Origin of the sequence: Flavobacterium myungsuense (assembly GCF_042677265.1) — a bacterium.
Lineage (GTDB): Bacteria > Bacteroidota > Bacteroidia > Flavobacteriales > Flavobacteriaceae > Flavobacterium > Flavobacterium myungsuense.
The window spans coordinates 1-565 of sequence record NZ_JBHTIZ010000027.1 but is presented as its reverse complement, the minus strand read 5'-3'; the positions used below and the strand labels follow the sequence as shown (position 1 = coordinate 565).

At 32.9% G+C, this 565-nt stretch carries 1 protein-coding gene; it reads left to right on the top strand.

Annotated features, from left to right (window positions below; genetic code table 11):
- The coding region (locus ACFQ0S_RS11510; RefSeq protein WP_379819093.1) for a leucine-rich repeat domain-containing protein at window positions 1-565 on the top strand (565 nt) is incomplete at both ends.

The window sequence follows — 565 nt, the reverse complement described above, 5'->3', positions numbered from 1 at the left end:
GGGCTATTTTTAGTGAAATAGGCAATTTGACCGCATTAGAAACTATAGACTTTGCACTTAATAAATTTACTTCTATTCCAGCAACCATAGGCAGTTTAACAAAACTTAAATCCTTGGATTTGAGCAACAATTCTTTTGAAGGAGCCGTACCTAACGAAATAGGTAATTTGACTGCATTAGCAACTATAAATCTCTCTTATAATAAATTCACTTCTATTCCTGCGGGCATAGGTAATTTAACAAAATTACAGGTATTGCCTTTGAACAATAATAATTTCACTTCTATTCCTGCAAGCATCGGAAATTTGACAAACCTACAGACATTGTATTTGTCCAATAATAAACTAACGGTACTGCCAAAAGCACTTGAAAACCTTATTAGTTTAACTTCTGTTGATGTAAATTCTAATCAAATTTCAGATACTCAAGCTTTATTAAACACCAACATCTATTTACGATTAGACACTCAAACCCTTTCGTTGCCCGAGTTTGTTTATAAAGGCGATGATGTGTTACTTACTAATTTACCCAACATCACTCGTTACAATAGAGCGAATAATGATTT